Origin of the sequence: Rhizobium sp. B230/85 (genome assembly GCF_019355735.1) — a bacterium.
GTDB classification, from domain to species: domain Bacteria; phylum Pseudomonadota; class Alphaproteobacteria; order Rhizobiales; family Rhizobiaceae; genus Rhizobium; species Rhizobium rhododendri.
Window position 1 is genome coordinate 939,038 of the sequence record NZ_CP072156.1, and the last position, 26,350, is coordinate 965,387.

28 protein-coding genes, 1 tRNA gene and 1 riboswitch are annotated in these 26,350 nt (G+C 60.3%); of the genes, 17 read left to right on the forward strand and 12 right to left on the reverse strand.

Annotated features, from left to right (window positions below; all coding sequences use genetic code 11):
• The first annotated feature begins 123 nt into the window (after positions 1-123).
• The 7 genes from J5289_RS04435 (at position 124) to truA (ending at position 5,744) form a co-directional block, all read left to right on the forward strand.
• Positions 124-1,629, forward strand: a complete 1,506-nt coding sequence (locus tag J5289_RS04435; protein WP_209182684.1) for a globin-coupled sensor protein — start codon at positions 124-126, stop codon at positions 1,627-1,629.
• A gap of 87 nt (positions 1,630-1,716) precedes the next feature.
• Entirely contained in the window at positions 1,717-2,232 is a 516-nt protein-coding gene (gene def, locus J5289_RS04440; RefSeq protein WP_209182686.1) for a peptide deformylase, read from the forward strand.
• A 61-nt stretch (positions 2,233-2,293) separates the two neighbouring features.
• Positions 2,294-2,557 carry a plasmid stabilization protein gene (locus tag J5289_RS04445; RefSeq protein WP_209182688.1) on the forward strand — a complete coding sequence of 88 codons (264 nt, stop codon included), beginning with the start codon at positions 2,294-2,296 and terminating at the stop codon, positions 2,555-2,557.
• Positions 2,554-2,973, forward strand: a complete 420-nt coding sequence (locus J5289_RS04450) for a type II toxin-antitoxin system VapC family toxin (protein ID WP_209182695.1) — start codon at positions 2,554-2,556, stop codon at positions 2,971-2,973. The genes J5289_RS04445 and J5289_RS04450 overlap by 4 nt, the downstream gene beginning before the upstream one ends.
• Before the next feature lie 129 nt (positions 2,974-3,102).
• Positions 3,103-3,819: a hypothetical protein gene (locus J5289_RS04455; RefSeq protein ID WP_307877412.1), complete on the forward strand. Its 717-nt coding sequence runs from the start codon at positions 3,103-3,105 to the stop codon at positions 3,817-3,819.
• Positions 3,820-4,002: 183 nt separating this feature from the next.
• Positions 4,003-4,941, forward strand: coding sequence for a methionyl-tRNA formyltransferase (gene fmt, locus J5289_RS04460; protein WP_209182699.1), 939 nt, complete (start codon positions 4,003-4,005; stop codon positions 4,939-4,941).
• On the forward strand, positions 4,941-5,744 hold the full coding sequence (truA, locus tag J5289_RS04465; RefSeq protein ID WP_209182701.1) for a tRNA pseudouridine(38-40) synthase TruA: 804 nt from the start codon (positions 4,941-4,943) through the stop codon (positions 5,742-5,744). Before fmt ends, truA begins: the two co-directional genes overlap by 1 nt.
• A gap of 3 nt (positions 5,745-5,747) precedes the next feature.
• On the opposite strand, the gene J5289_RS04470 is transcribed toward truA, so the two are convergent.
• From J5289_RS04470 to dapD, 3 genes are all read right to left on the reverse strand, one after another.
• Positions 5,748-6,350 carry a hypothetical protein gene (locus J5289_RS04470; RefSeq protein ID WP_209182703.1) on the reverse strand — a complete coding sequence of 201 codons (603 nt, stop codon included), beginning with the start codon at positions 6,348-6,350 and terminating at the stop codon, positions 5,748-5,750.
• Complete coding sequence (gene dapE, locus J5289_RS04475; protein WP_209182705.1) at positions 6,337-7,530, reverse strand: succinyl-diaminopimelate desuccinylase; 1,194 nt, start codon at positions 7,528-7,530, stop codon at positions 6,337-6,339. Before dapE ends, J5289_RS04470 begins: the two co-directional genes overlap by 14 nt.
• A 132-nt stretch (positions 7,531-7,662) precedes the next feature.
• The gene (dapD, locus tag J5289_RS04480; RefSeq protein ID WP_209182707.1) at positions 7,663-8,520 is read right to left on the reverse strand and encodes a 2,3,4,5-tetrahydropyridine-2,6-dicarboxylate N-succinyltransferase; all 858 of its coding nucleotides are present in this window, start codon (positions 8,518-8,520) and stop codon (positions 7,663-7,665) included.
• A gap of 220 nt (positions 8,521-8,740) precedes the next feature.
• On the opposite strand from dapD, the gene J5289_RS04485 reads away from it, so the two are divergent.
• The 3 genes from J5289_RS04485 to J5289_RS29150 all read left to right on the forward strand — a co-directional run bounded on the left by J5289_RS04485 (position 8,741) and on the right by J5289_RS29150 (position 11,638).
• The gene (locus J5289_RS04485) at positions 8,741-9,601 is read left to right on the forward strand and encodes an LOG family protein (protein ID WP_142823891.1); all 861 of its coding nucleotides are present in this window, start codon (positions 8,741-8,743) and stop codon (positions 9,599-9,601) included.
• 67 nt (positions 9,602-9,668) lie between these two features.
• Positions 9,669-9,748, forward strand: a riboswitch (Fluoride riboswitch).
• Between the two features lie 79 nt (positions 9,749-9,827).
• Positions 9,828-11,237 (forward strand): voltage-gated chloride channel family protein, encoded by a 1,410-nt coding sequence (locus J5289_RS04490; protein ID WP_247748961.1) that lies wholly within the window; start codon positions 9,828-9,830, stop codon positions 11,235-11,237.
• Positions 11,234-11,638 carry a DUF190 domain-containing protein gene (locus tag J5289_RS29150; RefSeq protein ID WP_247748962.1) on the forward strand — a complete coding sequence of 135 codons (405 nt, stop codon included), beginning with the start codon at positions 11,234-11,236 and terminating at the stop codon, positions 11,636-11,638. The genes J5289_RS04490 and J5289_RS29150 overlap by 4 nt, the downstream gene beginning before the upstream one ends.
• A 12-nt stretch (positions 11,639-11,650) precedes the next feature.
• Here the strand turns inward: J5289_RS29150 and J5289_RS04495 are convergent, their stop codons facing one another.
• The 4 genes from J5289_RS04495 to argB all read right to left on the reverse strand — a co-directional run bounded on the left by J5289_RS04495 (position 11,651) and on the right by argB (position 15,074).
• The gene (locus J5289_RS04495; protein ID WP_209182708.1) at positions 11,651-12,529 is read right to left on the reverse strand and encodes an aminoglycoside phosphotransferase family protein; all 879 of its coding nucleotides are present in this window, start codon (positions 12,527-12,529) and stop codon (positions 11,651-11,653) included.
• Positions 12,530-12,703: 174 nt separating this feature from the next.
• Positions 12,704-13,315: an EF-hand domain-containing protein gene (locus J5289_RS04500; RefSeq protein WP_142823893.1), complete on the reverse strand. Its 612-nt coding sequence runs from the start codon at positions 13,313-13,315 to the stop codon at positions 12,704-12,706.
• A 114-nt stretch (positions 13,316-13,429) separates the two neighbouring features.
• Positions 13,430-14,134: a pyrimidine 5'-nucleotidase gene (locus J5289_RS04505; protein WP_209182710.1), complete on the reverse strand. Its 705-nt coding sequence runs from the start codon at positions 14,132-14,134 to the stop codon at positions 13,430-13,432.
• Positions 14,135-14,186: 52 nt separating this feature from the next.
• A complete protein-coding gene (argB, locus tag J5289_RS04510; RefSeq protein WP_209182712.1) occupies positions 14,187-15,074 on the reverse strand; it encodes an acetylglutamate kinase in 888 nt (295 codons plus the stop codon).
• 185 nt (positions 15,075-15,259) lie between these two features.
• Here argB and J5289_RS04515 point away from each other — a divergent pair, with 185 nt between their 5' ends.
• From J5289_RS04515 to J5289_RS04525, 3 genes are all read left to right on the forward strand, one after another.
• A complete protein-coding gene (locus J5289_RS04515) occupies positions 15,260-15,799 on the forward strand; it encodes a sigma-70 family RNA polymerase sigma factor (protein WP_209182714.1) in 540 nt (179 codons plus the stop codon).
• Positions 15,796-16,518: an anti-sigma factor domain-containing protein gene (locus J5289_RS04520; protein WP_209182716.1), complete on the forward strand. Its 723-nt coding sequence runs from the start codon at positions 15,796-15,798 to the stop codon at positions 16,516-16,518. The genes J5289_RS04515 and J5289_RS04520 overlap by 4 nt, the downstream gene beginning before the upstream one ends.
• A gap of 210 nt (positions 16,519-16,728) precedes the next feature.
• Positions 16,729-17,286 (forward strand): fasciclin domain-containing protein, encoded by a 558-nt coding sequence (locus J5289_RS04525; RefSeq protein WP_111216520.1) that lies wholly within the window; start codon positions 16,729-16,731, stop codon positions 17,284-17,286.
• Between the two features lie 77 nt (positions 17,287-17,363).
• Here J5289_RS04525 and yihA read toward each other — a convergent pair whose 3' ends face one another.
• The 4 genes from yihA to rpmH form a co-directional block, all read right to left on the reverse strand.
• On the reverse strand, positions 17,364-18,023 hold the full coding sequence (gene yihA, locus J5289_RS04530) for a ribosome biogenesis GTP-binding protein YihA/YsxC (RefSeq protein ID WP_142823898.1): 660 nt from the start codon (positions 18,021-18,023) through the stop codon (positions 17,364-17,366).
• A gap of 128 nt (positions 18,024-18,151) precedes the next feature.
• Positions 18,152-19,963 carry a membrane protein insertase YidC gene (yidC, locus tag J5289_RS04535; RefSeq protein WP_142823899.1) on the reverse strand — a complete coding sequence of 604 codons (1,812 nt, stop codon included), beginning with the start codon at positions 19,961-19,963 and terminating at the stop codon, positions 18,152-18,154.
• Entirely contained in the window at positions 19,963-20,355 is a 393-nt protein-coding gene (gene rnpA / locus J5289_RS04540; RefSeq protein WP_111216526.1) for a ribonuclease P protein component, read from the reverse strand. The genes yidC and rnpA overlap by 1 nt, the downstream gene beginning before the upstream one ends.
• A gap of 33 nt (positions 20,356-20,388) precedes the next feature.
• Positions 20,389-20,523, reverse strand: coding sequence for a 50S ribosomal protein L34 (gene rpmH / locus J5289_RS04545; protein WP_111216528.1), 135 nt, complete (start codon positions 20,521-20,523; stop codon positions 20,389-20,391).
• A gap of 445 nt (positions 20,524-20,968) precedes the next feature.
• On the opposite strand from rpmH, the gene J5289_RS04550 reads away from it, so the two are divergent.
• From J5289_RS04550 to J5289_RS04565, 4 genes are all read left to right on the forward strand, one after another.
• Positions 20,969-22,981 (forward strand): methyl-accepting chemotaxis protein, encoded by a 2,013-nt coding sequence (locus J5289_RS04550; protein ID WP_209182718.1) that lies wholly within the window; start codon positions 20,969-20,971, stop codon positions 22,979-22,981.
• Positions 22,982-23,195: 214 nt separating this feature from the next.
• Positions 23,196-24,665 (forward strand): HAMP domain-containing sensor histidine kinase, encoded by a 1,470-nt coding sequence (locus J5289_RS04555; protein ID WP_247749751.1) that lies wholly within the window; start codon positions 23,196-23,198, stop codon positions 24,663-24,665.
• Between the two features lie 122 nt (positions 24,666-24,787).
• A tRNA-Arg gene (locus J5289_RS04560) sits at positions 24,788-24,864 on the forward strand.
• A gap of 228 nt (positions 24,865-25,092) precedes the next feature.
• Positions 25,093-25,488 (forward strand): hypothetical protein, encoded by a 396-nt coding sequence (locus J5289_RS04565; RefSeq protein WP_209206762.1) that lies wholly within the window; start codon positions 25,093-25,095, stop codon positions 25,486-25,488.
• Positions 25,489-25,566: 78 nt separating this feature from the next.
• Here the strand turns inward: J5289_RS04565 and J5289_RS04570 are convergent, their stop codons facing one another.
• Positions 25,567-26,085, reverse strand: coding sequence for a DUF992 domain-containing protein (locus tag J5289_RS04570; RefSeq protein WP_209182728.1), 519 nt, complete (start codon positions 26,083-26,085; stop codon positions 25,567-25,569).
• Positions 26,086-26,350: the final 265 nt, after the last annotated feature.

Genomic DNA, 26,350 nt, shown 5'->3' on the forward strand with positions numbered 1-26,350 from the left:
CCGTATCGGGCGAAATCTGGGTAACAAAGTTAACGGATGGTCAATGCAAATCGGTCAAGTCTGGCAGATTGCCTTTACCCTGCACGCTTGGCGTGCGGAAGCCTCATTCAGACCGAGATCAAGATGAAAGCTGCGCCCGATACATCCACCCTCAGACAACGCCTGGACTTCATCGAGATCGACGACGCCACCCGCGAGACCCTGCGCGAACTGCGCCCGACGCTGTCGGAGCTTCTCGGCGGCGCGCTCGACAAGCTCTATGCGAAGATGGGCAGGACACCCGCGATTTCCCATTTCTTCCGCGACAAAGCCCACATGGATGGCGCCAAGGCGCGCCAGGAGAGCCACTGGGGACATCTGTCGAATGGCCAATTCGATGCCAATTACGTGGCCGGCGTGACTGCTGTCGGCAAGACCCATGCGCGCATTGGCCTCGATCCCAGCTGGTACATCGGCGGCTACGCCCTGGTGCTGACGGAATTGATGCATGGCATCCTGCACAAGCATTGGCCATCGCGCTTCGGCAAACGCCACGCCCCAGGCTTGTCGAACAAGCTGGCGGCCGTCGTCAAGGCGACTTTCCTCGACATCGACTACGCGATCTCCGTCTATCTCGCCGAACTGGACGAGAAACGCCAGGTCCTGGAGCAGGATCGAACCCGCGCCGAAGCCGATCAGCGCATAGCCATGGAGCATTTGAGCCGCGGCCTCGAATCTCTGTCCAAGGGTGACTTCGAGGCGGTATTGCCGGAGAACCTCCCGGGCGCCTTTCAGAAGATGGCCAGCGACTACAACAACGCGGTAGCGGCTCTCCGCCATTCCATCGGTGGTGTCCGCGCTACGTCCGAAGGGGTGCTGAGCGGCACGGACCTTATGTCGAAGGCGACGGATGACCTTTCCATGCGCACGGCGCAGCAGGCCGCCGGCGTCGAGCAGAGTTCTGCAGCACTGCAGCAGCTGGCCGTCAGCGTCGGCCAGACGGCGTCTAATGCGGCCAGGGCCTCCGTCGCCGTAGGCGAAACCCAGCAGCAGGCGAAAAGCTCGGGCGATCTGGTCAACAGCGCCGTTGCCGCCATGGCTGAAATCGAGAAATCCTCCACCGAAATCTCGAAGATCATCGGCGTCATCGACGAGATCGCCTTCCAGACCAACCTTCTGGCGCTTAACGCCGGCGTCGAGGCAGCCCGGGCCGGCGATGCCGGAAAGGGCTTTGCCGTGGTGGCGCAGGAGGTGCGGCAGCTGGCGCAGCGCTCGGCCAGTGCCGCCAAGGAGATCAAGGACCTGATCTCGCAGAGCTCGACCCAGGTCCACGCCGGCGTCACCATCGTGTCCAGCACCGGCGTCGCTCTTGCGGACATGATCAGCCGGATCGACGGCGTCAACAAGTTTGTCGGCGACATTGCCGCTGCTGCCAAGGATCAGGCAATCGGCGTCGCCGAGGTCAGTGCCGCCGTGCGCAACATGGATACGATAACCCAGCAGAACGCAGCGATGGTCGAACGCACCTCTGCCGAGACACGGCACCTGCGCAATGAGGCGAATACTCTGGTCGCCCTTCTCAGCGGCTTCAAGACGCAAGCCGATATCCGCAATGGCAACATGCAGGGCGAGAAACGTCGGGCGGCCTGAGCGGTCATCAAACATGGCCGCAAAAAACCCGTTTTGCGGCCATGTTCATAATTCCCTCCCAAACAAAGATGGGCTATGGGAGACTTTATGACGATCAAGCCTCTTATCATTCTCCCCGATCCGCTGCTGCGCGTAGTCTCGAAGCCGTTCGAACGCTTCGACGCCGAGACGAAGCGGCTGGCGACCGATATGCTGGACACGATGTACGACGCGCCGGGCATTGGCCTTGCCGCCGTGCAGATGGGTGTCGACCGGCGCATGCTGGTCATCGACCTTTCGCGCGAGGGGGAGGAAAAGACGCCGCTGGTGTTCATCAACCCCGAGATTGTCGCGTCGTCGGAAGAGCGGTCGGTCTATGAGGAGGGCTGTCTCTCCATCCCCGACTACTACGCCGAAGTCGAGCGCCCGGCAGAGGTGACGGTCGAGTATTTCGATGTCGACGGCGTCAAGCAGACCGTCAAGGCCGACGGCCTGCTCGCGACGTGCCTGCAGCACGAGATCGACCACCTGAACGGCGTCCTCTTCATCGACCACATCTCGCGGCTGAAGCGCGAAATGGTCATCAAGAAGTTCACCAAGGCCGCCAAGACCAAGGCGGGCTGAAGCCCAGATTGAAAGTCTTGGCAGCCTCACCTATGATACAGGAGATATCAAGGAGGCGCCTATGGGTAACTTACTGCTGCGTGGCGTAGACCAAGCCTTGAAGATGAGGCTTGAGGAAACTGCGCGCCGCAACGGACGCAGCGTTTCCGAAGAAGCTATCGACCAACTGCAACGAGCATTGCCAACTCCCGACGATACCGGTACCTCCGCCGGTGGGCGTTTGCGAGCTATCCTTGGCGAAGAGCGTTTCGACGACGCCGACATCGAAGCTATTTCAGCTTTCCGCCATCAGCCTGATCGTGAGCCGCCCCGGTTCGACGGATGATCGTCCTCGACACGAACGTGATTTCCGAGTTGGAGGGGCGAACGCACAGCGAAAGGATCTTGGCCTGGCTGGATGACTACGCGATCGAGCGGATTTTCCTGACGACGATTACTGTCGGAGAAGTTCGGTACGGCATAGCACTGCTACCTGAAGGCAAGCGGCGCCAACAACTGGCATCGACTTTTGATCGCATTGAAGCTGCATTCTCCGGACGTATTCTCGATTTTTCGCTGGATGCGGCACACCTTTATGCAACGATCAGTGCCGCAAGAAAAAATGCAGGACGCTCCATCGAAACCAAGGACGCCATGATCGCCGCGATCTGCCTCTCGCATGGCGCAACGCTGGCGACGCGCAACACGAAAGACTTCGAGGGGCTTGATCTCGTGCTGATAAATCCGTTTGAAGGTGGCTAAATCGTAACGACGGACAATCGCATTTCGTGAGATGTGCAGAACAGGTTTCGGACGTGTCGAGAAAAAGGCTTTGTCATGGTGAGCATTTCGTCTCGGAACAACTATCAAACGGATACGACACGCTCGGACTTGGAAAAAGCCCGTATTTGCGCCGCGAACAATGCCGACCTCTATCAGGCAATGTTCCGTTCCCACGGACTGGCCGACCAGCGAACCACGGCATTCTGGTCCAGCGATGCGGTCGCGCCGCCGTATTATTCCAACATGACAACACTTGAGCCTCATTCGACCGAGGAGCAGCTGTTTGAAATTGCTCGGCTGACGGAGCGACTGGGAAGACGACCCGGCTTGAAGGATGGCTTTTCCAGGCTCGATTTGGTGAGAAGGGGGTTCAAGATGTTGTTTTCCGCCTCATGGATTTGGGCTGAACCCCACGACCTGCCGGCGGATATCCCTCATGGCTGGGGACGCATAGGCGACGGGGCGGCGCTGGCTCGCTGGGAACAATCCTGGAAAGAGTCTGGTAGCCCGACTGATGCCAATGTCTGCACACCCGCACTGCTTCTGGATCCCGACATACATATCTACGGTCGACTGGCCGGCGGCGGCTTTGATGCCGGATGCATCGTGAACCAATCGCCGAAGAGTGTCGGCGTCTCCAACATCTTCAGCCTGAATGGTACGCCAGATGCATTCCGAGACGCAGTTTCGCTGGCAGCGACAGCGTTTTCAGGCAATGCGCCGCTTGTTGGATATGACAGCGGCGACGCGCTCGGTGAAATGACTAAGCTTGGCTTCAGGGCGGTCGGCGAACTCAGAGTCTGGTTGCCCGACGAGAGTGCCTAAGCGGCGGAGATCTGAGGGTAAAAATGCCGGCCCCTCCGTCGAACCAAGAACGCGATGATCACCGGATCATGCCTCCCACACGGTGCGACATTGTCGACGCGCAAGACAAAAGACTGCGAGGGGCTTGATCTCACGCCGATAAAGCCGTTTGAAGGCGGTTAAATCGCAACGACGGACGATCGCATGTCTCTCAGCATCATCTTCATGGGAACTCCGGCCTTTTCGGTGCCGACCCTGCGCACCCTGGTCGACGCCGGTCATCGCATCGTCGCGGTCTACACGCAGCCGCCGCGCGCCGGCGGCAGGCGCGGGCTGGAACTGCAGAAGTCGCCCGTTCATCAGGCTGCCGAACTCCTGGGCCTGCCCGTCTACACGCCGGTCAACTTCAAGGACCCCGAAGAGCGCCAGCGCTTTATCGACCTCAAGGCAGATGTCGCCGTCGTCGTCGCCTACGGGCTGCTGCTTCCGCAGGCGATCCTCGATGGCACGGCGCTCGGCTGCTACAACGGCCATGCGTCGCTGCTGCCGCGCTGGCGCGGGGCGGCGCCGATCCAGCGGGCGATCATGGCAGGCGACACCAAGACCGGCATGATGGTGATGAAGATGGACAAGGGACTCGATACCGGCCCGGTGGCGCTCACCCGCGAGGTCGAGATTTCAGAGACGATGACGGCCGGCGAACTGCACGACAGGCTGAGCCAGGTCGGAGCCAAGGCGATGGGCGAGGCCATGGTCCGGCTGGAGATGAACGATCTGCCGCTGACGCCACAGCCAGCCGAGGGCGCGGTCTATGCCGCCAAGATCGACAAGGCCGAGACAAGGATCGACTTCCACAAATCCGCAGCCGATGTGCACAACCACATTCGCGGCCTGTCGCCGGCGCCCGGCGTCTGGTTCGAGATGGAGATCTCCGGCAAGCCGGAGCGCATCAAGGTGCTGGCATCCGAGGTGGTCGCAGGCGGCGAGGGCGTTGCCGGCATGGTAATGTCCGACGATCTCACCATTGCCTGCGAGGCCGGCGCGGTGCGGCTGACACGTTTGCAGAAGGCTGGCGGCAAGCCGCTGGCTGCCGTCGATTTCCTGCGCGGCACGCCGATCCCAAATGGCACGAGGCTCGCCTGATGCCGCGATACCGCATGACTGTCGAATATGACGGCACACCCTATGTCGGCTGGCAGAAGCAGGACAACGGCCATTCCGTCCAGTCGGCCATCGAGAACGCTATCCTGGCGCTGACGGGCGAGGCCGTTCTGGTGCGCGGCGCAGGCCGCACCGATTCCGGTGTGCATGCGATGGGGCAGGTGGTCCACGCCGACCTGTCGAAGACATGGCCGCCGCATACCCTGCGCAATGCCCTGAACGCCTATCTCGGCAAGGCCCGCGAGCGCGTCTCGATCATCGATGCCGCCGAGGTCGATGAACGCTTCGACGCGCGCTTTTCCGCCCATCGACGGCACTATCTCTATCGTATCATCAGTCGCAAGGCGCCGCTGGCGCTGGAGGCAAAGCGCGCTTGGTGGGTATCCAAGGATCTCGACCATGTGCCGATGCATGCGGCAGCCCAGACGCTGATCGGCTATCACGACTTCACCACCTTCCGCTCGATCCATTGCCAGGCCAACAGCCCGCTGCGCACCCTCGACCGGCTGGATGTCACCCGCAACGGCGATCTGATTGAAATCCGCGCCACGGCGCAGAGCTTCCTGCACAACCAGATCCGCTCCTTTGCCGGGACGCTGAAGATGGTCGGCGAGGGAAAGTGGTCGGTCGAGGATGTCCGCGCTGCGCTCGAGGCGCGCGACCGTAAGGCCTGCGGCCCGGTGGCGCCGCCGGAGGGACTGTATTTCCTGCAGGTCGACTATCCCGCAGATCCCGATGCCCGCCGCATTCGCCAGAGCGAGCAGCCACGCCCGGCCCGGGAATAGGCGTCAGGAGCCGGGCGGATAGATGCCGAGGAAATGCTGCAGGAAGTCCGTCAGCAGCATCGGCGGAACCATCATCATCAGCGTCATCGCCGCGACGAACAGCGGATGCGGACCGCAGATCATCCGCAGGATGCGGGCAAGCGCGAAGATCAGCGCCATCATCAGCACCAGCCACAGGATGGCGGTGAGGCCGGCCGATCCCGGCACGAAGGCGATGAGCGCGATCAGCAGCGCGTTCAGGTAGGAAAGCGGCAGGCCCAGCCAGTTCATGGCGACGACGACAGGCTGGAATTTTTCGCCGCTCCTGAAAAGCAGCAGCAACAATCCCGCCATGACCGGCGGTACCAGCCAGTTTGCCGCCTCCACGAGGCCGAGGCGGAAGAAGAAGGCAGGCCCGGTGGCGCTGCCCGGCGGCATGGCCGACAGATAGGTCTGCTGCCACCAAAGCCAGGAAATGCCGATCGGCGGCAGGCACCAGAGGACGGCCCAGAAAGACCGTGTCAGGCCCCGATCGGAGATGTCGAGGTAGTTGAAACCGCGCGCGTCATTGCGCACCAGCAGCCAGAGCCCGGCCAGATAGTACTGGACTTCCCTATACGTCGGCATTCTGGAACCAGCGTTCGAGGAATGTCTCGTAGATTGCCGTCAGCGTTTCGAGATCGGCCACCGCAACGCGCTCGTCGACCATGTGCATGGTCTGGCCGACGAGGCCGAATTCTACGACCGGACAATAGTCCTTGATGAAACGCGCATCCGACGTGCCGCCGGTCGTGGACAGTCTGGCCGCCTGCCCGGTCACCGTCTCCACAGCTGACGAAAGCGAGGCGATCAACTCGTTGTTGCGGGTGAGGAACACATGGCTCGGCCGCTCCGCCCAGGCGATCTCGTAGGATGCCGGCGGACGACCCGGACGCAGCGTCTGGTCGGCTGCCGCCCGGTCGAGCCGTGCGACGATCTCGGCCTTCAGCGTATCTGCCGTCCAGGTATCGTTGAAGCGAATATTGAAGCTTGCCGTCGCCTTCGCCGGGATGACGTTGGTAGCGCCGTTGCCGACGTCGAGCGTCGTCACTTCGAGGTTGGATGGTTGGAAATTGTCAGTGCCCGCGTCGAACGGCGGATGCATCAGCGCCTGCGTCAGGGCCAGAATACTGCGTACCGGATTGTCGGCGAGGTCAGGATAGGCCGCGTGGCCCTGGACGCCTTTAACAGTGATTCTGCCCGACAGCGAACCGCGCCGACCTATCTTGATCATGTCGCCGAGCCTGTCGGGATTGGTCGGTTCGCCCACCAGGCAGGCGTCCCATGTCTCGCCCTTTTCGGCAGCCCATTTGAGTAGCTTGGTGGTGCCGTTGATCGCCGGCCCTTCCTCGTCGCCGGTAATCAGAAACGAGATCGAGCCCTTTGGCGCGCCGTGCCGGGCGATATAGCGGGCAACAGCAGCAGCAAAGCAGGCGATACCGCCTTTCATATCGACCGCGCCGCGCCCGAACATCTGGCCATCGGCGATTTCGGCGGCAAAGGGCGGATGGCTCCAGCTTGCTTCGTCGCCAACAGGCACGACGTCTGTATGGCCGGCAAACATCAAATGCGGCCTCTCATGGCCGAGCCGGGCATAGAGATTGTCGATGTCGGGGATGCCCGGTTCGCTGGCGGTCATCCGCTCGACGACGAAGCCGAGCGGCAGCAGCATGTCGGTCAGTGCCGAAAGGGCACCGGCGTCGGCGGGTGTTACCGACGGGCAGCGGATCAGGGTCTGGAGATTGGCGACGGGATCGGTGGTGTTCATGACAACGATGTATCCGGCGGGAAATGGCAAAGCGATGGCAATTGTCGGAACGGCGAGAAATACTCAGGCTCGAAATGGATCTTTTCCTGTTGGCGACGCTCCCGTTGCCGGGAGCGTCCATCCAATTGCCGCTCAGTCGCGCAAAAGTTCGTTGATACCGGTCTTCGAGCGCGTCTGTGCATCGACGCGCTTGACGATGACGGCGCAGTAGAGACCGGGGCCGGGCTGGCCGTTAGCCATCGGCTTGGCTGCCGGCAGTGATCCAGCGACGACGACTGAGTAGGGGGGCACTTCGCCATAGGTAATATCGCCGGTGGCGCGATCGACGATCTTCGTCGACTTGCCGATGAACACGCCCATGCCGAGAACCGAGCCCTCGCGGACGATGCAGCCCTCGACGACCTCCGAGCGGGCGCCGATGAAGCAGTTGTCCTCGATGATCGTCGGGCCGGCCTGCATGGGCTCCAGTACGCCGCCGATGCCGACGCCGCCGGAAAGATGCACATGTTTGCCGATCTGGGCGCAGGAGCCGACCGTCGCCCAGGCGTCGACCATGGTGCCTTCGCCCACATAGGCGCCGAGATTGACGAAGGACGGCATCAGGATGGCATTTGGGGCGATATAGGCCGAGCGCCGTACGACGCAGTTCGGTACGGCGCGGATGCCCGCTTCGCGGAAGCGGTTTTCGCCCCAGCCTTCGAACTTCGAGGGGACCTTGTCCCACCAGGTCGATCCGCCAGCACCGCCCTCGATGATCGTCATGTCGTTGAGGCGGAAGGACAGCAGCACCGCCTTCTTCAGCCATTGGTTGACCTTCCAGACACCGTCGTCACCGCGTTCGGCAACGCGCACCTTGCCGCCGTCAAGCAGTGTCAGCGCCGTGTCGACTGCATCGCGGATTTCGCCTGATGTCGAGAGGTTGACGCTGTCGCGCGCGTCGAACGCCGCTTCGATGGTCTTTTCAAGCGAGGCAAGATCGGTAGCGCTCATGACAATTCCTTGAACATCTGTGGATTTCGTCCCGGCCGGTGGATCATTCGCAGATGTGATCGCTTGGCCGGTGATCTGCTCTACAACAGCCGTCCCGGAAATGGAATGATCTTTCCTGCCGCATTGCATCTGGATCGGGCGCCCGATCGCGGCATATCTGGAGATGCGGAGGCTGCGCCGATTCGGGTTGCGGCCCCATCGGCTTATGGAAGGCATGACAATGGCTAAAGGCAGAAACGGCAAGCTGCGGCGCAAGGACGGCGTCTGGGATCCGCTGAAGACCAGCGGCGCCGACAAGACCCGCGCCGAAGCCATTCCGAAGACCCCGCAGTCGCTGTCGCCATCCTACAGGCTTGCCTATGCCGACGAGGATTTTCTCTGCCGCGAGGAATTGCGGCCGGTCCGGCTGCAGCTGGAGCTGATGAAGACCGAAATGGAGCTCACCGAACGCGGCATCAAGTCGACTGTGGTGATGTTCGGCGGCGCCCGCATTCCAGCACCCGGTCAGAGTGCCTGGGCCGCGCGCAACGATGTCCAGCGCGCCAATCTCGAGGCCGCCTCTGTCTATTACGAGGAGGCCCGCAAGTTCGCCCGGCTCTGCGCTCGCTATTCCGCAGCCTCAGGTTTTCACGAATATGTCGTCGTCACCGGCGGCGGCCCGGGGGTCATGGAAGCGGGAAACCGTGGCGCTTCGGAGGAGGGGGCGCCGTCGATCGGCCTCAACATCGTCCTGCCGCACGAGCAGGCCCCGAACGCCTATGTTACCCCGGAGCTGAGCTTCAATTTTCACTACTTTGCGATCCGGAAGATGCATTTCATGCTGCGTGCCAAGGCCATCGCCGTTTTTCCCGGCGGTTTCGGCACGCTCGACGAATTTTTCGAATGCCTGACCCTGATCCAGACCGGCCGCATGGCCCGCCTGCCGCTGATCCTTTTCGGCGAAGCCTTCTGGCGCAAGATCATCAATTTCGACGCACTCGCCGAGTTCGGTACAATCGCCCCCGACGACGTCAACCTGATCAGCTTCGTCGATACAGCCGAAGCCGCATGGAAGATTGTCAGCGATTTTTATGAGCATTGAAAAATGCGCGAAAGTCTCCATCGCGGCGCTCCAACCCGGTTGACACGCAATCACCCGTTCGCTTATCACAGCGAACGGTAATGGATTCTGCCGGACCAGAAAAGGTCGAACCGCTTCCTTGATGAAGCTGATGACTCCTACTCAACGCAATTATGCGAAGGAGTAGAGTCTTGCCTGATATCCAGAACCAATCCTCACATGTAGTGCATGCCGGAGCGACCTCCTGATGGTTTTCTCCGATATTCTTGGCATACGCCTGCAGCAAGCTCGCAGCCTTTTGAAATGGATTGCGGTCGTGACCCCGATGGCGGTCACCATCGGATCTCTCGTTGCACTGTTTCTCTGGAGCCTCGACCGGGCGACGGAGGCCCGGTTTGCCTATTCCTGGCTCATTTATGCTTTGCCGGTTGCGGGTTTCCTGATGGTTTTCGCGTATGGTCGCTTCGGCGTTTCTGCCGAGGGTGGAAATAACCTCATCGTCGACCAGATCCACGAGCCAGGCGGCGGGGTGCCGTTGCGGATGACGCCTTTCATCCTCGTCTCCACCGTTCTGACGCACTTGGTTGGCGGCTCCGCCGGTCGCGAAGGCACCGCAGTCCAGATGGGGGGTAGCCTTGCCAGCGCCTTCGGCAGGGCATTCCGGCTGGACCGAGCCGATGTCCGGATCCTGCTGATGGCAGGGATTGCGGCCGGATTCGGGGCTGTCTTCGGCACGCCGATTGCCGGAGCCGTCTTCGCGCTGGAGGTCTTGACGATAGGACGGATGCAGTACGAGGCGCTGCTGCCCGCACTGATGGCGTCGGTAATCGCCGACTGGACATGCCAGGCTTGGGGGATCACGCATGTCCGCTACGCAATTTCCTATCTGTCGGCTTCGGGGACCACGGGTAATTTCCATCTCGAGCCGCTTCTTCTCCTCAAAGTCGTTGCGGCGAGCGCGGCCTTCGGCATTATTGCGCATCTCTTCGCTGACGCCTCCCATCGCCTCTCCGCTCTCCTGAAGCGGCTGATACCCTATGCGCCGCTGCGCCCGGTGCTGGCAGGCTTGGTCATACTGGGCTTGGTGCACCTGCTTGGTACGCGGGAATACCTTGGCCTCGGCGTCTGGTCTCCTGATCGCGCCGACGCGACCATTCTCGGCTTTTTCCGCCCGGATCACATCGACAGCTGGAGTTGGCTCTGGAAAATGGTCTTCACGATCATAACGTTGAGCGCCGGTTTCAAGGGCGGCGAAGTCACCCCGCTATTTTTCATCGGGGCAGCGTTGGGAAATGCTCTGGCAGGTCTGATGGGCGCTCCCGTCGATCTGTTCGCAGCTTTGGGCTTCGTCGCCGTATTTGCTGGAGCGACGAACACGCCGCTTGCCTGCATGATCATGGGCATCGAGCTCTTTGGCGCAACACACGCTGTCTATATCGCGGTTGCCTGCTTCGTCGCCTATCTCTGCAGCGGCCATTCGAGCATCTATCTGTCCCAGCGGATTGCCATCCCCAAGACCTCGGCCGGCAGCCATATTCCTCCGGGCACGGCGGTTCGGCATCTTCGCGATTTGGAGAGGCGCGCTCCGGTCGGAATGAACGGCGGATCGATAGCTGCCCAAGCCTCCGATCATTCAGCCAGGAAGGACCAGCCATGACCCGGCATTCCATCTCACAGAAAGAAATCGGTATGGTGCGCATCTACATGAAGCCTCGCGAAAAGGTGCCTGGCAAGAGCGGCTGGCTTCGTGGATCCCTGCTCTATCGCGAACTGATCCTGCAGGCGAAGGCTGCGGGCATTCTGAACGCCGTCGCTCATTCCACCCACTTCGGATACAGCAATGGCGGCAGGGTGGCAGACGACGGATTCGAGATATCCAACCCCGATCTCACCATGTGCGTCGAGCTTATCGGAGACCGCCACGACCTTGAAAATTTCTGTCGGACGCATGGAGGCATGTTGAAAGGCAAAGTCATCATCTTCAAGCACATCGAGCACTGGGATATCACCGGGCACGGCGTCAAAGTTGAAGACGTCCTTAAACCGTCGGTGCCTTGATAACTGGTTCAGCTATTGGAGCAAAAGCCCGAGCCGGGCGAGCGTATAGCGTGACTGCTGGCACAGGGGCATATTATCTCGATTGCGATAGTAGCTGAGAGCGATCACCGCCCCATAGAGTGCCCAGCCTTTCGCGCGACACCATTCACTTTCATCCAGTTCCAGCGCCTCGCGGAATATTTGGCAGGCCGAGGGGTCCACCCAGGACCAGGCTGACGCATAGTCCGCCGCGGGGTCGCCAATTGCTGACAGACCCCAGTCGATAACGGCTGACAGCCTGCCGTTCTTCACAAGTAGGTTGTCGGCCTTGAGATCGCCGTGCAGCCACACCGGAGACGGGTGGCATCTTGCGGCGATTGCGGACGTCCACATATCCAACGCCGCGACAGTATCGATTTCGTCCGACAGTATCTCGATGGCGGCAACCGTGATACCGGTCATCTCCGCAAGAGGGACGCCGCGCCTGTTGTTCAGCGGTCCCGCGCGGGGAGCGCCGTCGGTCGCTTTCAGCTGGAGCGCTCTGAGGAATCCCGCCAGAGCCATGGCTGCCTCACGGGTATCGCTGACATTATCAGGCGTGGCGACCTTGCCCGCCATCCAGTCGTAGATACCAAATTCATAGCCGGCTCCAACGCCTCGGTACCGTATTGTCGGGGTTTCAAGGGGGAGGTTGGCAAGGTGAGGGAGCCAGTCCAGCTCCTTAGAGAGCAGCGGTACAGCGGCTTGTCTGATCGGGATTCTGAGGACCAAGCCGTCGCCAAGGCGAAAGAGTGCATTGTCCGTTCCGGATGAGTGAACGCGGGTGATGGGCAAATCGGCCCACTGTCCCGCCTGATCCGACAGCAGTTTACGGATCACCGTTTGATCGATCGCAAAATCCGGGCTGTTCATGACCGCATTATACGGCGGTGTTTGTGAAGCCGGAATGACGCGGGTAAGCGACGAACAAAAGTGTGACGGGGCCGATCTCTGCACAGTTGTTTCAGCTCAGCCCTGTACGAAAAAGCCCGCCATCGCAAGACTGCGAGGCGGGCTTCCGTTTGTCCTGCTAGGACGTGCCGTTCCTTACAGGAGCGGCATCTTCGGCATATCGTCGAGCGCGATGAAGCCGTCGTGGTTGCGGTCCATCCGGTCGAAGAGCTTGGCCATGGCGGCTTCGGCTTCGGCCTTGCTGATCTGGCCGTTCTGGTCGGTGTCGATGCGTTTGAACAGCATCTCGCCCATCATGCCGCCGCGCATGCCCTTGCCGTGGCGACCTTCGCCGCGCGGGCCGTCCTTGCCGTCACGCGGAGGCTTGCCGCCTTCGTCGTCATTCATCGCCTGGTCAGGCTTTGCCTTGTCCTTGTTGTCTTCCATCATCTTCTTGCGCTCTTCCCACATCGCCTTCATCTGGGTCTTGCGGTACTCGCGGTATTCACCGGGGGTGATGGAGCCATCCTTGTTGGTGTCAATGGCATCGAACAGCTTGTCGGCGCCGGCTGTCGCTTCGTCCTTGGAGATCTTCATGTCGCCGTTGGTGTCGAACTGCTGCAGCATGCGCACGAAGATGACTTCAGGGGGAATACGCGGGCCGTGCCGTCCACCCATGTGATGGCCGTTGGCTGCAAAAGTTGCCGCCGCGCCGCCAAGGAGGAGGGTCGCGGACATTGCTGTAATGAGAATTTTCTTCCCGATCATTGGGTGTTTCCTTTGGTTGCCGTGGTGATAACTCAAAGGTAGGGCGGCGGACCCGAAACACCCAATTAAACATCGGTAAGATGGATGAAACTTTTGTAATTAAAGCAGTTTTCGTCAGACGAGCGCCGACAGGAACGTTGTCAGATCGTCTGTGATGTAGTCGATATGCTGGTCGTCGTCGCTGTGGCGCTCCCACCATTCGGTGAAACTGCCTTCGATATTCTGAGGCACCAGCAGCACGGTTTTCATGCCCAGTGCCTTAGGTACGGTCAGGTTGCGCGGCAGGTCTTCGAACATGGCAGCGTTTTGCGTGTCGATCTTGTGCAGGCCGGCAAACTTGTCATAGGTGCCGGCAGCCGGCTTCGGCAGATAGTCTGCCGCGACGATATCGAATATTTCGTCGAAATGGTCGAGGATGCCAAGCGCTCCGGCCGTATCCTGCGCGTGCTTGACGCTGCCGTTGGTGAAGATGAACTTGCGGCCAGGCAGCGCCTTGATGGCGGCGGCAAGCGCCGGCTGCGGCGTAAGACTGGTATAATCGATCGCATGCGCCTTTTCGAGAAAGTCGTCGGGGTCTACGCCGTGATGCAGCATCAGCCCCTGCAGCGTGGTGCCGTGTTCCAGATAATACTGCTTCTGCAGTTTGCGCGCCGAAGCCCTGTCCGTCTGCAGCAGATCCGCGACATAGCTCGTCATGTTGACATCGACCTGCGAAAACAGGTCGACATTGTGCGGGTAGAGCGTGTTGTCGAGATCGAATACCCAATCACGGATATCAGCGAAATCGGCGGCGGCGGGCATGTTTCTTGGCTGTGTCATGGCCGCCCTTATGCCATGCGCCAGCCTGCCGGCAAACCGCATTTTATCGTGATCAGGGAATGATCAGCGTGCCCGCGCCATGCTCCGTGAAGATTTCGAGCAGCACCGAATGGGCAGTCTTGCCATTGAGGATGACGACGCCCTGGACGCCGGCCTGGATCGCCTCGATGCAGGTCTCCACCTTCGGGATCATGCCGCCGGAAATCGTGCCGTCCTTGATCAACGCCTGGGCCTGGGCCACCGTCAGTTCCTTGATCAGTTCCTTGTTCTTGTCCAGCACGCCCGGAACGTCGGTCAGGAACAGCAGGCGCGTCGCATTCAGCGCCCCGGCGATAGCGCCGGCAAAGGTATCCGCGTTGATGTTGTAGGTGGCGCCATCGCGACCGGGGGCGACCGGGGCGATGACCGGGATCATCTCCGACTTGGCGAGCAGGTCGAGCAGCGTCCGGTCGACTTCAACGACCTCGCCGACGAAGCCCAAATCCAGCACCCGCTCGATATGCGAATCCGGATCGACGATGGTCTTCTTGGCCTTTTCGGCAAACACCATGTTGCCGTCCTTGCCGCAAAGGCCGATTGCCCATTCGCCGGTCTGGTTGATGAGAGCGACGATTTCCTTGTTGATGGAACCGGCGAGCACCATTTCGACGATCTCGACCGTCTTCTGGTCGGTTACGCGCAGGCCGCCTTCGAATTTCGATTCGATGCCCATCTTGGTCAGCATCGCACCGATCTGCGGGCCGCCGCCGTGTACGACGATCGGGTTGACGCCGGACTGCTTGAGAAGGGCAATGTCTGCCGCGAATGCCTTGCCGAGTTCCGCATCGCCCATGGCATGGCCGCCATATTTCACCACGATCGTCTTGTTTTCGTAGCGCTGCATGAACGGCAGGGCTTTTGCCAGCAAGCGTGCCTGCAGTTCGTTTTCGGATTCGGCCATGACACACCCCGCTGAAATTGTTCGCGGGGTTTTATCTCAAGTTTTTGACAGAGGGAATAACGTCGAGACGATAAGTTTTGATCGGGAAATCCACCGCAAGGACGATGCCTGAAGTGTTATTCGTCTTGCCCGGCCGCTCAAACATCCTAATATGACGGTATTCGGAATGGGAGCGGGGATCATGGATGGCCACTGACGATATAGCCACCCTCGTCAGCCGCGTTGCAATGCGTGACCAGAGTGCGTTTTCCGAACTTTATAAGAAGACAAGCCCGAAACTATTTGCCGTATGTTTGCGTATCCTGAAAGACAGGACAGATGCGGAGGAAGTTCTTCAGGAAGTCTTCGTCCGGATATGGCAGCGTGCAGATCGTTTCGTCGCTTCGGAAAACCCGGCAATGGGATGGCTGACGTCTATTGCCCGCAACCGGGCCATCGACGCCATCCGGGCTCGCAAGCCCGTGGCGGACGAGATCGACGCGGTGTATGATCTGGCTGACGACGAGCCGGATCCGGAGACGCAGGCTGTCATCAAGGGCGAGGGCAGGCGCATCGATGTCTGCATGGAAACCCTGGAGGACGGCCGCGCTCAGGCAGTTCGCAGTGCCTACGTCGAGGGACTGAGCTATCAGGAACTCGCCGATCAATACGCAGTGCCTTTGAATACCATGCGCACATGGCTGCGCCGAAGCCTGATCAAACTGAGAGAGTGCATGGACCGATGAGTTCACCCGATCAAAGCAAGGGAGGCCGCTCCCGCGACGAGGTACTGGCCGGCGAATACGTGCTGGGTGTTCTGTCGCTGGAAGACCGGCAGAAGGTCGAGACGCGCATGCGCAGCGATCGCCCCTTTGCGGCGATCGTCAACCGCTGGGAACAGAACCTGTCGTCGTTCAACGACGAATACGAAGCGATCTTGCCGCCGGCATCGGTGTTTCCAAAGGTCGAAAAACGGATTTTCGGCGAACGCCCAAAGCGCCGCGGCGGCGTCTGGAACTCGCTCCCGGTCTGGCGCGGGCTGACGCTTGCCTCGCTCGTGCTGGCTGCCGGTGCGATTTTCTACGATGCAAACGGTGGTCTGAAGGTCGGGTCCGGCTCCAGGCCGATGGTGGCCGACCTCGCGGTCCCCGCCAGCGTCAACGGTGCCCTCAACCTTGTCGCGAGCTACGACGCTTCAAGCGGACGCCTGAAGATAACGCCGGTTGCAGCAGCGCAGACTGAAAAGAAATCGCTGGAGCTATGGTTGATCAAGGGCAGCGACCCAGCAAAAGCACTGGGCGTTCTGCCCCAGAGCGGCGAGGGCGAAATCGCCGTGCCAGCCAATATGCGCAGCCAGTTTGGCGAAGGCGCCACCATCGCCATCAGCGTCGAGCCCTTCGGTGGGTCACCATCCGGCGCGCCGACCGGACCCGTTATCGCTGCGGGTAAAACCCGTAGCCTTTAGTCATTTCCCCAGATTGTCGACACCATGCGCCGCGAACTCCAGTGTTTGCGGCGTTTTTCATGGTTTTTACGTTTTATTTGAATTTGTTAAAAATCAGCGAGCGGTTTGAAACTGTTTTCAGGAGCGTTCCGTACTACCAGTGTCCCCGGCGGATAGGGCACAAGCCCAGGTGAGTTGGATCGGGGATATAAGAGGAAGAGGAATCAGATCATGATGAAGACCACGCTTCGCATTGCCGCTCTGGCCGTCGCATTGTCCGCCGCCACCGGCGCAGCTTACGCCAAGGACCCTATGGTCGGCGGCGCAAAGATGTACGCCTCGAAGAACATCATCGAAAACGCCGTCAACTCGAAAGACCACACGACGCTTGTTGCCGCTGTAAAGGCTGCAGGCCTCGTCGAAACGCTGGAAGGCAAAGGCCCTTTCACCGTATTTGCCCCGACCAATGAAGCATTTGCAAAACTCCCGGCCGGCACGGTCGAAACCCTGCTGAAGCCTGAAAACAAGGCCAAGCTCGTCAAGATCCTCACCTGCCACGTCGTCTCCGGCGACATCATGGCATCCGCTGTCAAGAAGATGGTCAAGGACGCCGGTGGCGAATACGACATCAAGACTGTCGGCGGCTGCGTGATCAAGGCCATGACAAAGGGCAGCAAGGTTACGCTGACCGACGAAGCCGGCGGCACGGCCCATGTCACCATCGCCGACGTCAAGCAGTCCAACGGCGAAATTCACGTCATCGACGCAGTTCTGCTGCCGAAGATGTAATCAACATCGACTTCGAAGGCCGTCGCTCCGGTAATTCACCGCGCGGCGGCCTTTTTGCGTTCAGTCACGTCAGATAATCAGGCGCCGTAGCCGACGGTCTCGATGATCGCCTGGCGCAGATCATCCATACCTTCGTTCTCTTCGGAAGAGGTCGGTATGATGCCGGGGAAGCAGGCCGGGCGCTTGCGGGTCATCTCGGCTGCCTCGGCAACCACCCTCGGCACGCCGGCGTCCTTGATCTTGTCCGTCTTGGTGAGGACGATCTGGTAGGAAACAGCAGCCTTGTCGAGCAGGGCCATGACGTCTTCGTCGTTCTTCTTGATACCGTGGCGGGAATCGATCAGCACGTAGACGCGCTTCAGCGTCGCCCGGCCGCGCAGGTAGTCGAACACCAGCCTCGTCCAGGCATCGACATTGTCCTTCGGTGCCTTCGCATAGCCATAACCGGGCATGTCCACCAGAGCCATCGGCGGCAGGTCGCCGGCTTCCCCGGAGTAGCCGTCGGGCACGAAATAGTTGAGTTCCTGCGTCCGGCCCGGCGTGTTTGATGTCCGGGCAAGCCCATGGTGGCCGACGAGCGCATTGATCAGCGACGACTTGCCGACATTCGAGCGTCCCGCAAAAGCAATCTCCGGCGGGCCTTCCGGCGGCAGGAACTTCATCGAGGGCACGCCGCGAATGAAGATCCAGGGGCGGCCGAACAACGGCTTTTCGGTGGGTACGGGTGCTTCGGCCATGGCTCGCGATCGTTTGTTGATGGTTTGGCTTCACGGTTTTGGCAGCCGATGTCAAGACTTGCCGCTCTTGGGACAAAGGCCCCCCGCGTTGAAAAAGAAAACCCCGGACTAAGCCGGGGTTTTCAAGGCTATTTCGTTTCCGCCGGTTTCTTCCGCTTGAACAACCCGCGCATATTGTCGAACAGCTCCACCTTGGCGCCATGGCGGCGCATGATGATCGCCTGCTGGATGACCGACAGGGTGTTGTTCCAGGCCCAGTAGATGACCAGGCCGGCCGGGAAGCTCGACAGCATGAACATGAATACCAGCGGCATCCAGTTGAAAATCATTGCCTGCGTCGGATCGGGCGGCGTCGGGTTCATGCGCATCTGCAGGAACATGGTCACGCCCATGATCATCGGCCAGACGCCAAGATGCAGGATAGTCGGAGCCTCGAACGGCAGCAGGCCGAACAGGTTGACGATAGACGTCGGATCGGGTGCCGAAAGGTCGCGGATCCAGCCGAAGAACGGCGCATGCCGCATCTCGATGGTGATGTAGATGACCTTGTAGAGCGAGAAGAAGATCGGGATCTGCAGAGCAATCGGCCAGCAGCCGGCGACCGGATTGATCTTCTCTTCCTTGTAGAGCTTCATCGTGGCCTGCTGCAGGCCCATCTTGTCGTCGCCGAACTTTTCCTTCAGCTCGGCCATGCGCGGCTGCATCTTCTTCATGTTGGCCATCGACGCATATTGCTTGCTGGCCAGCGGGAAGAACAGGAGCTTGACGACGATGGTCGTGCAAAGGATGGCGACGCCGAAGTTGCCGAAGTAGCGGAAGAAGAAGTCCATCAGCTTGAACATCGGCTTGGTCAGGAAGTAGAACCAGCCCCAGTCGATCAGGCGGTCGAAGCGCGGGATCGAGTAGCTTTCCTCGTAGCGGTCGATGACCGGGACTTCCTTGGCGCCGGCAAATACCAGGTTCTTGAGATCGACGGACTGTCCGGCAGCGATGCTGATGGCATCCTGCTTGTAGTCAGCCTGGTAGCGGGGCTGGCCATCGGTAAAATGCGAGAAGCGGGCATCGTAGGGGGTCGTCTGCGGCGGCACGATGGTGGCTGCCCAGTACTTGTCGGTAAAGCCGAGCCAGCCGGTGGTTGCCTTTGCCGGGGTTGTCGGTTCCTTGTCGACAGCCGTGTACTTGGTTTCCAGCAGGCCGTCGTCGCCGATTACGCCGATGAAGCCTTCGTGCAGCACGTAGGCGGACGGCGTGGTCGGCAGGCTGTAGCGGATGACGCGACCGTAACTGGCAACCGAGACCGGCTGCTGGCTGGCATTGGTGATCTTGTCTGCAACCGTGAACATGTAGTGGTCGTCGACGGAGATCGTACGCGAGAAAGTCAGTCCCTTGTCATTGGTGTAGGTCAGCGTCACCGGCGTCTTGTCGGTGAGCTTTGCACCTTCAGGTGCCGTCCAGACGGTCGAAGGGCCAGGAACAGCGCCGGTCTTGTCGTCACCGATGTAGCCGAGTTCGGCGAAGTAGCCGTCCTTTGTTTCGGCCGGACTGAACAGCGTGATGATCGGGCTCATGTTGTCGACCGTCTCATGGTACGACTTGAGACGAAGGTCATCCAGGCGCCCGCCGGCCAGATTGATCGAGCCGAGAAGCGATGTGGTCTCGATGGCGACACGCGGCGTTTTTGCCAGCGCCTGCTGCAGCGTCATGGTGCCGATGGCGGCCTGGCCGGAAACGGGGGCGCCAGCAGTGGTGTTGGTGCCGGGGGTCGGTGCGGCTGCGGTGCCGTTCGGCTGAACCTGCTGCGTCGTCTGCTGCTGCGCCTTGAGAGCCGCATCGGCCTTGCGCTGCGCTTCGATGCGCGGGTTCATATAGAAGAACTGCCACCCGAGGACGATCACCACCGACAGGGCGATCGCGATGAAGTAATTGCGGTTCTTTTCCATCATTCTTTCCTGGAGCGGTCCGGTTGCGACCGGCGGTGTTTCGGCATGGCTTCAAAGCGGGCTGACAACTCCCGGGCCAGCGCTTCGAAGGGCGCAGTCAATACATCGCGGCGCGCGACAACCACATAGTCGTGTCCCGGCTGCATTGCAAACCCGGCCTTCAGCCGTACCGCTTCTTTCAGGCGGCGGCGCATGCGGTTGCGCTCGACGGCATTGCCATGTTTTTTGGTGACAGTGAAACCGACGCGTGGCGGCTCATCAGGCAGGGCGCGATCGAGCGCCTCGACCAGAAAGAAATTGCCCCGTCGTTTCTCTCCCACGCGCACGGCAAGAAACTGCGGCCGGCTTTTCAGCCGCCCGACAGTTTTGGTATTGGGTCGTTTATTCGTCATTCGCCCGCCATCGCGACAGGGCCTATTCGGCGATTAAGCCGAAAGACGCTTGCGACCGCGGCCACGCCGGGCGATGATGACCTTGCGGCCGCCCTTTGTTGCCATACGAGCACGAAAACCGTGGCGACGAGCGCGAACGAGCTTCGATGGTTGGTAGGTACGCTTCATTTATTTTAACACCGCGGAGTGCGGCCCTTCTTGGGTTTGCATAGTGCAAGGAGCGTTGTTGGACGCACGGAAGTAGCCCGCTAGGCAGGCTCCGAAACCGGACGTGCGGCGGCTTATAGGGATGAAGGCCGGAAAAGTCAATTATCGGGCCCGGGATTCACAGTTTGCCGCAACGCATGCCGCCAGTGTCGATTTCGCGCGCACTCCATACTTTGGGGGCGCCCCGGATTTTCCGCCAATGCTGCACACGCGAAGAGCTGATATAATCCGTTCGGCATGAAGCTGATGTGTAATGTCTTAACTTACCAATTGGCGCCAATAGAAGCAAGTTTATCTCGTATTTTATATTTCAATATAGGAAAGGCTACCTTAACGATTGGCCTCGATAATACAAAATGAATGGGCTCTCCTGTTTTGAAGCCCATATATTTTGGGGGGTATTTAGTTGAAAATCCGTGGCAAGATCAATTTGCTCGTTGCTGTCATGGCAGGCGCAGCAATGCTTATAGGCGCGACCGCGCTGTTTGCCATAAACCAGTATGACAGCCAACTGAGGATATATGAACGCGCTTCGACCCGCGCTTATCTCGGTGAGCGCCTCAACCGTTATGTCACGGCGGTCGTCATGGAAAGTCGCGGCATCTACGGCGCCCCCGATATCAAATCCGCCAAGGGCTTTGCCGACGGACTAACTGCCGATCTCGTCGAAATCGACAAGATCATCGCCAAGTGGGCGCCGCTGGTGCCGGAAGGTCAGAAGGCCGATTTCGCTAAGCTGCTCGATAAGTCCAAGGAGTTCAACGGGTTCCGTAGCGAGACCGTGCGTTTGCTTTTGGCGGAGGGGCCGCCTGCAGCCAACAAGCAAGGCAATAACGAAGACAATCGCGCCAATCGCAAGGCCTTTCAGGCCGACATCGACGCCGTCGTGAAGGCCGATACGCAGGAACTGACCGCTGTCCGTGCCGACATCGATTCGTTCGGCGACATGATTTTTTGGCTGGTGCTCGCGGCCACCGGCCTTGGTATCGTCAGCGGCATCGGCTTTGGGCTCTATATCGGCACAAACCATCTGACCCGCCCGATCAACAAGGTCACCGATACCATCAAGCAGGTGGCAGGTGGCGATTTCAACGTCGACGTTCCCTATGTCGGTCGCGGCGATGAGATCGGCGACATGGCAGCGGCCGTCGAGGTGTTCAAGCAGAGCGGCCTTGCGGTCCAGCGCATGCATTCCGACGAGGCAGTGCTGCGCGCCAAGAGCGACGATCTGCAGTCGGGCATGTCGCATGTGGTGGCCTCGGCTGCTGCCGGAGATTTCAGCCGCCGGATCGAAAAGACCTACAACGACGAAAATCTCGATCGCTTCGCCCGCAACGTCAACGAGCTTGTCGCCAGCGTCGATGCCGGGATTACGGAGACCCGACGCGTCATCGCCGAACTCGCTGCCGGCGACCTGACGCAGACCATGCGCGGTACCTATCAGGGTGCATTTGCCGAACTCCAGCAAAACGTCAACGCGACCCTGTTGACACTGCAGGACACCATGCGCGAGGTTCGCGATACGACGGGTTCGATCCATGGAAATGCCAACGAGCTGCGCGTTGCCGGCGACGATCTTGCCAAGCGCACCGAGCAGCAGGCTGCAGCCCTCGAGGAAACTTCGGCTGCGCTCGACGAGATCACTGCCGTGGTGCAGAACTCGACCACCCGCGCCCAGGAGGCTAGCGTCATGGCTACCGAGGCCAAGGACAACACTGCCAGGTCCGGCATTGTCGTGCGCAATGCAGTCGATGCGATGGGCCGCATCGAGCAGGCATCGCGTGAAATCAGCCAGATCATCAATGTCATCGATGAGATTGCCTTCCAGACCAACCTGCTGGCGCTCAATGCAGGGGTGGAAGCTGCCCGGGCAGGCGAGGCTGGCAAAGGCTTTGCCGTCGTCGCCCAGGAAGTGCGCGAACTGGCCCAGCGCTCCGCAAAGGCAGCCAAGGACATCAAGGGGTTGATCACCAAATCGGGCAGCGAGGTGCAGGCCGGCGTCAAGTTGGTGCAGGAAACCGGTGAAGCGCTCGGCGACATCGAAACCCGCGTGCTGGCGATCAACGACCATATCCATTCGATCGCCACCTCGGCGCGTGAACAGGCAACCGGTCTTGCCGAGGTCAACACCGCCGTCAACCAGATGGACCAGGTGACGCAGCAGAATGCTGCCATGGTCGAGGAAACGTCGGCGGCAACCCACAAGCTCACCGCCGAAGCCGATAGCCTCGTGCGGCTCGTTGCTGGCTTCAAGGTCACCGGCGCTCGCAATATTGCTCCGGCCGTTGCGCGTCTGGACACGCGCCGCCCGGCAGCCGCGCCGCCTCGCCAGATGGCTGTATCAGGTTCCCGCATGATGTCCGGAGGACGCGGCGGTGCGGCGGCCCAGCCCGCTTCTCAGGAATGGGAAGAGTTCTGAGAGTAGGCAGGCTTTAACGTTCGCCCAGGCGCGGCACCCGGTGCCGCGCCTTTTTTCATCGGTCTGCCAGCAGCATAAGGACGGCCGCGTTACGATGGCGCATTGAAGACACCGGCAAAAACTCTTATCGTATTGGCTAATTGACCAAGGCAATCTGCATTGCCGCTGAATGGGATGGCCGGAAATGAAATTTCCGCTGGGTACCAAAGCCGGCATGGGTACCAGGATATGCGCGTCGCGACCGACCGGTCTTTTTGGCGGCCTGTCCGGCAAGCTCCTGTCGCTGACCGTCGTTTTCGTCATGGTCGCGGAAATCCTGATCTTCGTGCCCTCTGTCGCTTATATGCGGCTGCGTTGGCTGCAGGACCGCCTCAACACAGCTGCGGCTGCGGCGATCGTTATCGACGGCCTGCAGCCCGTCGAGCTGCCGCGTTCGCTGCAGAAGGAAACCCTGATGGCGACCGGCACCCGGGCCATCATCTTGCGCAAGGACGGCACCTCGCGATTGCTTGCCACCGCCGATATGCCGACATCCGTCGACGACCAGTTCGACCTGACCGACGTCTCGCTGCCGACGGCTGTCCACGATGCGCTGAATACGTTGCTGTTCGGCGGCGAGCGGATCATGCGCGTCTACGGCCCGGTCGGGGAAACGAAAATGGGCGTAGAGGTCGTGCTCAAGGACGCCAGCCTGCGCAAGGCCATGCTGCGCTATTCGACAAACGTGCTGCTTCTTTCGCTCTTGCTTTCCTTCTTCACCGCAACCCTGATTTTCTTTGCCATCAACCGAATCATGATCAAGCCGATCCGCAAGCTGACCGACAGCATGCAGTCCTACTCCGACGATCCGGAGGATCCTGCGCGGGTTCTGGTGCCGGATGACGGGCGCGACGAACTCGCCGTTGCCGGCCGCCATCTGGCGACGATGCAGGCGCAGTTGCAGAAGACGCTGAAGCAGCAGAAGAACCTTGCCGCTCTCGGTCTTGCGGTGTCGAAGATCAACCACGACATGCGCAATATCCTCGCCTCCGCCCAGCTGATGTCCGACCGGCTTGCTGACATCGACGACCCGATGGTCAAGCGTTTCGCGCCGAAGCTGCTGCGTACCATCGACCGCGCCGTCGGTTATACCAACGAGGTGCTATCCTATGGCCAGGCATCCGAATCGGCGCCTCGCCGCCGTCGCCTTAAGCTCCACGATCTCACCGCCGAGGTGAGGGACATCATGGCGATCGATCCCGAAAGCGGCATCGAGTTCGTCGAGGTGGTGTCCCACGAGCTCGAGGTGGATGCCGACAGCGAGCAACTCTTCCGCGTTATCCACAACCTCTGCCGCAACGCCCATCAGGCACTCATCGCCTATGGAGAGCAGCAGCCGCAGAGCGTTCGCCGCATCACTGTCGCGGCCCACCGGATCGGTAGTGTCGTCGGGATCACCATCGACGACACCGGTCCGGGCATGGCTCCGAAGGCGCGGGAAAACCTGTTCACGGCCTTCCGTGGCTCGGCGCGCTCCGGTGGCACCGGTCTCGGCCTGACCATCGCCCGCGAGCTGGTGCTTGCCCATGGCGGCACCATCGCTCTTGTCGAAAAGCCGTCCCCTGGGACCCAGTTCCGTATAGAGATCCCGGACCGCCCGATTTCCCTCGAGGCCTATCGCGGCCGCAGCGCCACCGAAACCTGAGGAAGTTCGGCGCTTTCCACAGTCGCCAACCGAAAAACAGCAGATTTTCGAGAAATCCGCTTGCTTTCACTCTGCGGACGTTTTAGAGGATCGCCACGCAAGCGGCTCAGCCACTTGCTTCCGCACCCGTAGCTCAGCTGGATAGAGCACCAGACTACGAATCTGGGGGTCGGGCGTTCGAATCGCTCCGGGTGCGCCATTTTCTCCTAATGTTTGTGTATGCAAGTGTCGTGACAGAAGCCGCGTAAGATCGATATTTGATCGCCAGGCTCCTGAAACCCTGTCGTTTGTGTCGAACTCCTGCGCATCTCCACGCACGCGACACAGCCGAAAATGAACCGGCACTACCTACAGAACCATCGCGAAAGCGAGCTCCGGTTGAGCTACTCTCAGGGCTGTAAATGCCACTGTGATCCCGGAGGACGAGATGCTTTTTCGTACGCTGATGACTTCCTGCATATTGCTTGCTCTGCCTGCACTGGCGCTCGCCGACCCTACCGGAACGTTCGACGTGACCGGAAGCGGCGATGGGAGCGCTTATTCCGGGACCGTAAAAGTCAGCCGCACCGGCGGTACCTACGATGTGCAATGGACCATTGCCGGCGAAAAATTTGTCGGTACGGGGATCGGTGCGAAGTTTACCGGCGACCGCTTTGAGATGGGGCCGGCATCGTCAGACGACACGGCAATCTCGGTCGGATACGCATCGAAGAACAATTTTGGCATCGCCATGTATTTCGAACAGCCCGACGGAACGTGGCAGGGCGTCGGGACTTATGGTGGCGCTAAAAAGGTCAATATGGAGACCTGGACACGCAGATAGCGCCAACGATCACAACGGCGACCATAAAAAAACGCCCGTGCTGCGGCGGCAGAACGGGCGTTTTTCGGTATTGAGGACTTAGCTGGCGGATGCGAGCGTCATCGATGTGCCGGTGGCAGCGATGTTCAGGCCGAGCTGGCCGGTCACGCTGATTGTCTGCAGGTGGATTGCACCTGTCGTGCCGCCGAAGAGCACGTTGGCGCCGACGCCAGCGCCGACGGTGGCTTCAGCAGTGGCACCCTGGTAGAGGCCGGCAAGTGCGCCGTGGTGATAGCCTGCGGTTGGTGCGAACACAGCCCAGACCAGACGACTGCGTGTTGTGAAGCCGAGGTCGACACCAAACTTGCGGATGGCGCCAGTGTAGTGATCGACGCGGCCGCTACCGTTCGCAGATGTATAGGTGCAATCGACGCTCTTGGCCGAGCCGAGGACGTAGCCGACACCGCCAGCGATATCGCAGGTCAGGTAGCCGATCTTGACGCCGTTGCTGTTGTCCTGATCTTCATAGTTGGTGACCATGTCGGCAGCAGACACAGCCGGAGCAACGGCGAAGGTCAGCGATGCGGCGGCCAGCGCCATTGCAATTGTCTTTTTCATTTTTCTCTCCTGTTTATCGTCGTATCGGCGCCAAACGCCGGGTAGTCTTTAATGAATATCGCGATTGCTAACGGATGAGCCGCGAGCAGGTTCCCGATCAGAACGATGAAGCCGGTGTGTTCGCCAAAAATTGATTAACGGATCCCATGAGCCCAGGATCAGCGTTCATCCTTCATTAGGACATTTCGAAGGCGGGCGCGTTGCCGCTTCGAAATATTGCCGCCAGCAATTGTGCCAAGCAAGCGACGCCCTGGAATTTGATGTG